Raw genomic sequence first — 8,878 nt, forward strand, 5'->3', positions numbered from 1 at the left:
AATACTCAGAGCTAATCGGCTCTGTCACAACCTATTCACGGTGTTCGAAGGCTTGCATCTACGGCAATAAGTCCTGATTTTCCAAAATATGGAAAGCTATTTTAGAAAATCACTTCTTATTTGCTCGGAGCTAAACGCTTCTTTCACAACCTTTTTGAGCATATTATTTTATCAGTTGATAAAATTTGGGTTATGATTAAATTTATCAAGTGATAAAAAAGTTGAGTAGGTGATTCCATGGAAAAAATTATTGTCATTGGGGCCGGGGTGGCTGGATTGAGTGCTGCAGTTCGTTTGCAAAAGTTAGGTTATGAAGTGACTTTATATGAAAAGGATAGCCAGGTTGGTGGGAAAATGAATCAAATTAAAAAAGACGGTTTTACGTTTGATTTAGGTCCCACGATCGTTATGATGCCAGAAATTTATCGTGAAATTTTTGAGTTTTGTGAGAAAAATCCAGACGATTATATTCCGATGGTAAAAGTCGATCCTATGCTAAAGCTTTATTTTAACAAAGAAGAACCGATTGAATTTTCGAATGATCTTATTGAATTGACCAAAACTTTAGAAAAAATATCTCCTGAAGATGCACAAGGATATTTTGCTTTTTTAGCAGATATTTACAAACGCTATATCATTGCTAAAGAAGCATTTATTACAAAGTCTTTTCGAGGATTTTGGGATTTTTACAATCCAAAATCATTGTGGGCAGGTATTCGATTGCGGACGTTTAACGATGCCTATACTTCAATTTCTAAATTCGTGAAGGATGAACGTTTGCGAAAATCACTGGCTTTTCAAACCCTTTATATAGGTGTATCACCTTATCAAGGGCCTTCTTTATACACCATTATTCCCATGATTGAGTTATTTTATGGGGTTTATTTTATTAAAGGTGGCATGTATACTTTAGCCACTTCTTTAGAACGGTTATTTAAAGAATTAGGTGGCAAAATATTTTATAATACACCTGTTGATGAAATATTTATTGAAAACAAAGTAGCCAAGGGTATTCGTCTCGGGGAAAAAAAGATTTTAGCTGATGCCATTGTATGTAGCGCAGACTTTCCTTATGCCATGCAAGAATTGATTCCTGACGAAAGCAAACGTGGAAAATACACCAATCAAAAAATTGCTAATTTTGACTATTCTTGTTCTTGTTTTTTATTGTATTTAGGTTTAGATAAAAAATATCCAGAAGAGCACCTGCATAGTATCTATTTTGCGGAAGATTTTAAAAAAAATGTCGATGATCTTTTTGAAATAGGAGAATTACCAGAGGATCCATCTTTTTACTTATACCGGCCAACATTAATGGACGAAACCTTGGCACCAGAAGGTCATGAAGGAATATATATCTTAGTTCCTGTACCGGAATTATCAAAATACGAGGATTGGTCAGAAAAAACGATTCAAAAATATCGACAAAAAATAGTAAAACTGTTAGAAGAAAAAACAATATTTAAAGACATTGAAGCGCACATTGTATCAGAAACCTATGTCACCCCCAAAGTGTTTGCCCAACGGTTCAACGCTTATAATGGTGCGACTTTTGGCTTAAAACCAACATTGAAACAAAGCAATTATTATCGTCCTCATAATAAATTTTCTGCGGCAGAAAATTTATATTTTTGTGGAAGTAGTACGCATCCAGGTGCTGGAGTTCCGATTGTCATGCAAAGTGCGAAATTAGCGGTAGAGGAGTTGTTGAAAGATGATAATTTTTCAAGAAGAACTATTTAAAGAGCATCAAGAAGATTTTGCTTATTGTGAAATGATCATAAAAAAATATTCAAAATCATTTTATCTTGCCTTTTCCCAATTACCGAAGCAAAAAGCACAAAGTGTCTATGCGGTTTACGCATTTTGTCGGCGAGCTGACGATATAATTGATCAAGAGCATAATGAAGCAGGATTAGACCAACTTGAACGACAATTGTTAGATTTTAAAGAAGGGAATGTGCCAAATGAACCGATATGGCGTGCATTATCGGTGGTTTTTGCTAATTTTCCAATGGATACTGCCCCTTTTTTTGATATGATCATAGGGCAACGAAAAGATGCACATTTTAAGCAGCCTAAGACAAGAAGAGAACTTGAAGAATATTGTTATTACGTTGCGGGAAGTGTCGGTTTGATGCTGTTGCCTCTTTTATCGACACAACCTGCTGAAATTACTAGCCCAGCAAAAAAATTAGGTGAAGCCATGCAACTGACCAATATTTTACGTGACATTGGTGAAGATTATCAAATGGGAAGAATCTATTTACCTGAAGAAGATATGATAACATTTGGTGTAACAGAAGCGATGATTAAAGAAGAAAAAACGTCAAAACAGTTCATTACATTATGGGAATCTTTTGCTCAGTATGCAGAAAAATTGTATGAAGAGTCTTTTACAATGTTGCCACTTATCTCAGAGGATTGTCGCCAAGCATTGACGAGTGCTGCATATATTTATCGTGAACAATTAAATGTCGTTAGAAACAATTATTACTCTATGATTAATAACAAGAATAGAGTAAGCAAAACTAGAAAGTTACAACTTTTGAGTGAAGCAAAAAATTATATGAAATAGTAGAAAAATTGAATTTGAATGCATAAAAAGTGGTTGAAAAACCGCTTTTTTTAGTTGGGAATTGTTTTTAAATTTAAAACATATGTTATTTAAAAAATATACTAATAACTGTCGTATCTTATTTGAGACCAGTGAGATAGTCAAAGGTCACCAACTAAAAAAATTTAGGAGGAATGACGATGGTAGGATCAATTGCAGTGACACCAGAACAGTTGAAATCACAAGCAAGAGTTTATCAACAAGCAGCTACTCAAATAGAAGAGACGATACGAAAAGTCAATTTGATGAATCAACAAATTGCACAAGAATGGAAAGGGAAAGCTTTTCAAGCCTATCTTTCGCAATATAATCAATTGGAAGGAAATGTTAAACAAATGACGCGACTGTTTGAAAGCATCCATGGGCAGCTCAACAGCTATGCAAACACAGTAGCAGAGCGTGATCGTCAAGATGCTAGAAGTTTTGGATTGTAGCAAGTAAAAAAATATTTTTTGTTCAGCATGCTCAAACCATAATTTCCTCTTTTTTATTAAACTTTTTCTTAAAAATGTGAATGATAAAAAGTGAAAGGATGATAGAGATGAACCAAGAAACAACTATTGGTATAAGTTTACATGTGGATCACGAAATCATTGACTTGCAAATCCCTAGACAAGTAACCATTGCTCGATTAAAGGAAATGTTGATTGTATTACTTAGCAAGTATCAGTTATTGTTACCAAAGTTTTTTGATTTAGTGGTGTTGAATAAATCAATTCAACTAAACGAAGATTTACCTCTCTTTGATTATCCAATCAGTGAAGGGGATCAACTCTTTGTAAAACCTTATCTATTTAATGGAGATAATTGAAACTAAGTGGAAAAAGGAACTTTTGAAGAAGTAAACATCACGACAACGGAGGAACGAGTAGAAGTTTCTTTGGAAAGCCATCAATATCGACTTGAACGATTAAAACAATACCACTTTTTTTTAAGTCCTAAAAGAAATTTATTGGCAGGAAAGATCAACAAAACTACGGAAAATACATTAATCATTCAATATCAGAAAAGTAAGTATAGTCAGTCGCTTACACAAATAATCAAAAAGTCGGATGACTTTGAACGGCTTTTGATTGCCCAAAAAATAACACATTTAGCTGATTTTATGCATAGCCCCATACAACCGTTGCTACATCCTGACAATCTTTTTCTTCTCGGTGAAGAAATTATGATCGCACACCGAGGGTTTATGCAAGAAGTGGTTCCTTATGTTTTAGAAGAAAATGATTTTTTGAAGCAATATCGTATGTTAGTCTTTGCTATCTTATATCCTGGAATAAATAGTGAAAATCTATTTAATGGAGAAGAATTATTAAAAGATAATTTTTTAAAATTGCTTTATTGTGCTGAAAGCGTAGAAAAAATGAATCAAATTTTAGGTGAACAAATCATTAAACAAAAAGAAAAACGAACCCAAAAATTACGATTAGTAAATAAAAAAACATATCATGTATTTAAATGGACCAGCTTTGTATTTAGTTTGGCTACTATTGGATTTTCGTTGATGATTGAGCATTATGTTTTTCGTCAGCTCCCGCAACAGGAAAGAATCAGTCGCGCACAATCACAATATATAGGCAGTGATTATACTGGCGTTTTAACTACTTTAAAAAAAGATTCACCTGAAACACTTTCTACTGGAGCACAATATGTTGCAGCTGTTAGCTCTATTCAACTGGAAAATTTAACTGACTCACAAAAAAAAGCTATTTTAACTACTTTTACTCAGGAAACAAATGAAGCGAGGTTGCTGTATTGGATTTATATCGGCAAAGGTAATTTTCATAAATCACTAGAGATCGCTCAAACGATAGGGGATGAAGAATATCTTTTACATGTGTATACCAAGTTATATGCTAAAACGAAAACAAACCATGCAATGGACAGTAAAGAAAAGCAAAAATTACTATTGGAGTATGAAACCAAAATGGAACATTACACGAAAAAATTAGGAGAAGAAAAAAACTGGAAATAAAGCAGAAAAATCCTAGAAAATTTTTAATAGAGGACCCAAGACCTCCGATGGATATCCTTTTTGACCTCTTTTATTTTGACAAATTCTTTGTTCATGAACGATTAACCCAAAAGAAAAAAGAAGTGATGATTGATGGTAGACGATTTTATTGTAAAGAAACAGAAGTGGTTTGTGAAGGACCAGCATTAGAAAAATCGAAGATGCTTATTTTAAGACATGAAGAACTCCATACAGTCATGGTGAATCACCCTAAACAAAATATTTATATTTCGTGTGCAAAAGAGTCGGCGATGGTGATTGATTCCGATGCGTTGGTTGCAATAAGTTTTCAAAAGGAAAAAGGCTATCAGATTCATATTTATCCCAGCCAATCACCAGTTTATTATAATCAACAATTGATAAAAGAAGGGGAGTTTGACTTTGATGTTGGCGACCAAGTAGTTGTTGATCAGCGAATCATTGAAATGCGCGAAAAGCAGATGAAGATCACTAGTTTAGGAAAATCAATCCAATTAAATCCTTGGTCACTTATGGAAGAACCTTATTTATCTGAATATCCAAAGGGTTTTCCATTTTTTAGAAGAAGCCCTAGAGTCTATTTGGAAGTACCTAAAACGCAAGTAATCATCCAAGTGCCTGACTTTGGAATAGCTGAGAGAAGTAAATCATTTATGAAAATGATTGCGCCTTCATTAGGTATGAGTTTCTTTAGCGGCGTTATAAGTTTTTTTAGCGCTGAATACTCCATCATGTCATTAAGTACGTGGATCGCTAGTATTGGAACAATGATTTTGTCTACAATAAACTACTTACGGGAGAAGAAAGAAACGAAAAGTAAAAATGAGGAAAGTAAAAATTTGATTCAGAAATATATGTTTCAACAAACATCTAAGTTAAGTCAGCTACAAAAAAAGCAAAAAGAGGTTTTGGAATACATGTACCCCTCAATGGATCAATTGGCACTGATGACTAAAGAGTACCATTCAAGAATCTATGAACGAAAGTTAGGCGACAAAGATTTTTTAACGATTCGATTGGGGGATGGAGAAGTTCCTACTAGTTTTCAGATTGATGTACATTCAGAAACGAAAGGTTATTTAAATGAGAAAGACATAAGCAGTTCTATCTATCAATATAAAAGGTTAACGAAAGCATCTGTGGCTATGTCTTTAAAAGGACAAACATTAGGACTTATTGGTTCGCCAAATGTATTGAGAATAGCACTTCAATCGATTCTTTTTCAAATTTCGGTTTTGCATTCTTATCAAGATGTTGAATTTATTACTCTTTTTGAAGAGAAAGACTATGAAAACCAGTGGAAAGAATGGCGCTGGTTACCACACAATAAAATGCGTCATTTTCAGTTTAGTCAATCGCTTCGAAATTCTCATAGAATAAGAGGAATTGTTTACAATGCCCAAAGCCAAGAATTGGTACTAGATGCTTTTCATAAAGTTCTCACTAAAAGAAGGCAACAACTACGTAAAGCCAGAGATAAGAAAATAGAATTTAAACCGATTTATATATTTTCAATAGTAGAAGAATATTGGCTTCGTGATCATGAGATAAACGAATTTTTGGTTGAAGAGATGAGTTTGTATGGTGTGATTGTTATCTGGGCAAAGGAAGAAGTCAGTCAGTTGCCTGAAACAGTAACGACTTTGGTTAAATATAAAAGTGAAAAACTTGCAGTATTAGTCAATCAAAACAATCAATATGTGAATCAAGAATTTGCACCTAATCAATTGCCAGTGATTTATCCGATTGAAAAAGCAATAATCAAGCTGGCAAATTTATTTCATGAAGAAGTAGATAAAAATATGTTGCCAGAAAGTATCAGTCTGTTAGAACAATACAAAGTACAAAGTGTGGAAGAATTAGATATTGTTAAACGTTGGACAACTGCAGAACCGAATAAATCGCTTTGCTCTTTGATTGGTTGGCAGTCAAAAACGAGAGAGATTTACTGGGATTTACATGAACGTGTACATGGACCGCATGCGTTAATTGGTGGTACAACAGGTTCAGGAAAATCAGAATTTTTAACGACTTATTTGATTGGACTAGCAATTAATTTTTCTCCAGAAGACATTAGTATTCTGATTATTGACTGGAAAGGTGGAGGAATTGCTCAGACTTTAGAGCATTTACCACATTTTGTAGGTGCGATCACCAATTTGGATCGTTTAGGAATTACGCGGGCATTAACGAGTATTAAAGCAGAACTGGAAAAACGACAAAAGCTGTTTGCCACAATTGGCGTAAATAATATCAATGACTACATGGATGTCTATAAAAAACATACTATAAGCAGAGACTCATCCACGATCACTTTTAAGCCATTACCTCATCTTTTTATAGTGGTCGATGAGTTTGCGGAATTAAAAGTAAATGTACCGGAATTTTTAGATGAATTGACGTCAGTAGCTCGTATTGGGCGTTCGCTAGGCGTACATTTAATCTTAGCTACTCAAAAACCTGCAGGAGTGATTAATGATCAAATTGAATCCAATAGCACAAGTAAAATTGCTTTAAAAATGGCAAGTGACCAAGACTCAAATGAACTTTTGAAAACATCAGATGCAGCTTACATTACTCAACCAGGAAGAGGATACCTTAAAGTAGGTGAAAATAATGTATACGAATTATTTCAAAGTGGCTACACAGGTACAGAGTATAACCCAAACGAAACTTCTGAACCAGTGGTGGATGAACAAATTTTTGTGATTGATAAACTTGGGCAGTTAGAAATGCTTGAGGAATCTAAAGAAAAAAAACAAGGAGGAAAAGAGAAAAAACTGCCTACACATCGTGAAATAGTCATTAATAAAATAAAAGAAATCTTTGAACATTCTACTTTTATCCCACCAGATAAGCCGTGGTTACCAGAATTACCCAATCGGTTGGTTACCCCTACTTGTGTAGCAAATGGTCAGAGAAATTTAACGATTCCTATTGGTTTACTAGATATTCCAAGTGAACAACAGCAATGCATTTACTATTTTGATCTAGCAAAAAGTAGTCATACGGCTATTATTGCTAGTCAAGGATTTGGAAAAACGACACTGTTACAAACGATCGTCCTAAATATTGTTAGGCAAAATACACCGGATCAAGCCATTTTTTATCTTCTTGACTTTGGTAATAATGGATTGTTGCTATTAAAAAGGCTACCACATATAGCAGACATCGCCTCATTAGAAGAAGAGGAAAAATCGCAAAAAATAATTGTTAGAATAGAAGAAATCTTAAGAGCAAGAAAGAAATTATTTAAAGAAAATGGTACAGTAAATTTTTGGCGACATGACGAAATAACCCAATTTAAGTTGCCTGTTATTTTTATTTTAATCGATAGCTACGATGGTCTAAGTATAGAAGATAAACGAAAAGAAAAGATTGATGAAATGTTATTGTATCTATTAAGAGAGGGGGCAAATCTTGGTATTTACCTTATTTTGTCTGCTAATAGTATTGGGAGTATTCGTATGAATATGATGAGTCAGATCGCAACAAAAATGTGTATGTACTTAAATGACAATACTGAAATAAACATGATGAGAGGAATTAGGGAACCAGCTGGACTAAAAGCAATTCAAGGACGAGGGCAAGTGGCGTTAGAACAGACAACCATTGTTCAATTTTATTTACCTGTTAAAGGAGCAAATGATGGTGAAATGTTAAAAAATCTGGAAAAAGAAATAATAGAAATAGATAATAATTGGACAGGGAGCCGTCCTGAAAAAATCCCAATGGTACCAACAATGCTCACTTCGCAAATCTTTTATCAATTCATGAAACATATAGAGAAAAACAATTTATACCTAGGGTTAAATCAACGCTCTGCCGTAGTAGAGTCTTTTGAAATTTTTCAAGGTAATGGGTTGGGTTTATTTTTTTCTTCTACTAATCAGTGTCATAAAGTATTACCATGGCTACTAAAACAATTGATTGAACAAAATGAAGACTTACTTGTAATTGATGTTTCTGGGGGACTTAAAAAGATAGAGAGTAAAGTATCTATCTATATTGACGTGAATCATCTCTCAGAATGTTGGGATGAATTTCATACTTTTTGGCAAACGTTATTGTTAAATACAAAATCAAAAAAAATTATACTCATTAATGGAATCGCTGAATTTGTAGAAAAAATGTCTTTAAATTCAGATGAAATATCCAAACTGTTAAATGGAAGTACAGCCAATGTACAATTAATTTTTATCGATCATTTGATTGGGCAATGCGCGCACACTCGTGACTTTAGTCGTGGGTAAGCGCATGTCGGAACG

General features: G+C 33.8%; 6 protein-coding genes. All 6 read left to right on the forward strand.

Annotated elements, in window-relative coordinates:
• Nucleotides 1-237: 237 nt before the first annotated feature.
• The 6 genes from EVI01_RS12845 (at nucleotide 238) to essC (ending at nucleotide 8,863) form a co-directional block, all read left to right on the forward strand.
• On the forward strand, nucleotides 238-1,743 hold the full coding sequence (locus EVI01_RS12845) for a phytoene desaturase family protein (protein WP_010750104.1): 1,506 nt from the start codon (nucleotides 238-240) through the stop codon (nucleotides 1,741-1,743).
• On the forward strand, nucleotides 1,715-2,578 hold the full coding sequence (locus tag EVI01_RS12850) for a phytoene/squalene synthase family protein (RefSeq protein ID WP_010750105.1): 864 nt from the start codon (nucleotides 1,715-1,717) through the stop codon (nucleotides 2,576-2,578). Before EVI01_RS12845 ends, EVI01_RS12850 begins: the two co-directional genes overlap by 29 nt.
• 179 nt (nucleotides 2,579-2,757) lie before the next feature.
• A complete protein-coding gene (locus tag EVI01_RS12855; protein WP_010750106.1) occupies nucleotides 2,758-3,051 on the forward strand; it encodes a WXG100 family type VII secretion target in 294 nt (97 codons plus the stop codon).
• A gap of 107 nt (nucleotides 3,052-3,158) precedes the next feature.
• On the forward strand, nucleotides 3,159-3,428 hold the full coding sequence (locus EVI01_RS12860) for an EsaB/YukD family protein (protein ID WP_010750107.1): 270 nt from the start codon (nucleotides 3,159-3,161) through the stop codon (nucleotides 3,426-3,428).
• Between the two features lie 6 nt (nucleotides 3,429-3,434).
• Entirely contained in the window at nucleotides 3,435-4,592 is a 1,158-nt protein-coding gene (essB, locus tag EVI01_RS12865; RefSeq protein ID WP_010750108.1) for a type VII secretion protein EssB, read from the forward strand.
• A gap of 47 nt (nucleotides 4,593-4,639) precedes the next feature.
• The gene (essC, locus tag EVI01_RS12870; protein ID WP_010750109.1) at nucleotides 4,640-8,863 is read left to right on the forward strand and encodes a type VII secretion protein EssC; all 4,224 of its coding nucleotides are present in this window, start codon (nucleotides 4,640-4,642) and stop codon (nucleotides 8,861-8,863) included.
• Nucleotides 8,864-8,878: the final 15 nt, after the last annotated feature.

Origin of the sequence: Enterococcus villorum, assembly GCF_007990225.1 — a bacterium.
GTDB classification, from domain to species: domain Bacteria; phylum Bacillota; class Bacilli; order Lactobacillales; family Enterococcaceae; genus Enterococcus_B; species Enterococcus_B villorum.

Excerpts from the sequence above, each read along its gene's own strand:
- EVI01_RS12845 (WP_010750104.1), top strand. The coding sequence starts at position 238 with ATGGAAAAAATTATTGTCATTGGGGCCGGGGTGGCTGGATTGAGTGCT.
- EVI01_RS12850 (WP_010750105.1), top strand. The coding sequence starts at position 1,715 with ATGATAATTTTTCAAGAAGAACTATTTAAAGAGCATCAAGAAGATTTT.
- EVI01_RS12855 (WP_010750106.1), top strand. The coding sequence starts at position 2,758 with ATGGTAGGATCAATTGCAGTGACACCAGAACAGTTGAAATCACAAGCA.
- EVI01_RS12860 (WP_010750107.1), top strand. The coding sequence starts at position 3,159 with ATGAACCAAGAAACAACTATTGGTATAAGTTTACATGTGGATCACGAA.
- essC (WP_010750109.1), top strand. The coding sequence starts at position 4,640 with ATGGATATCCTTTTTGACCTCTTTTATTTTGACAAATTCTTTGTTCAT.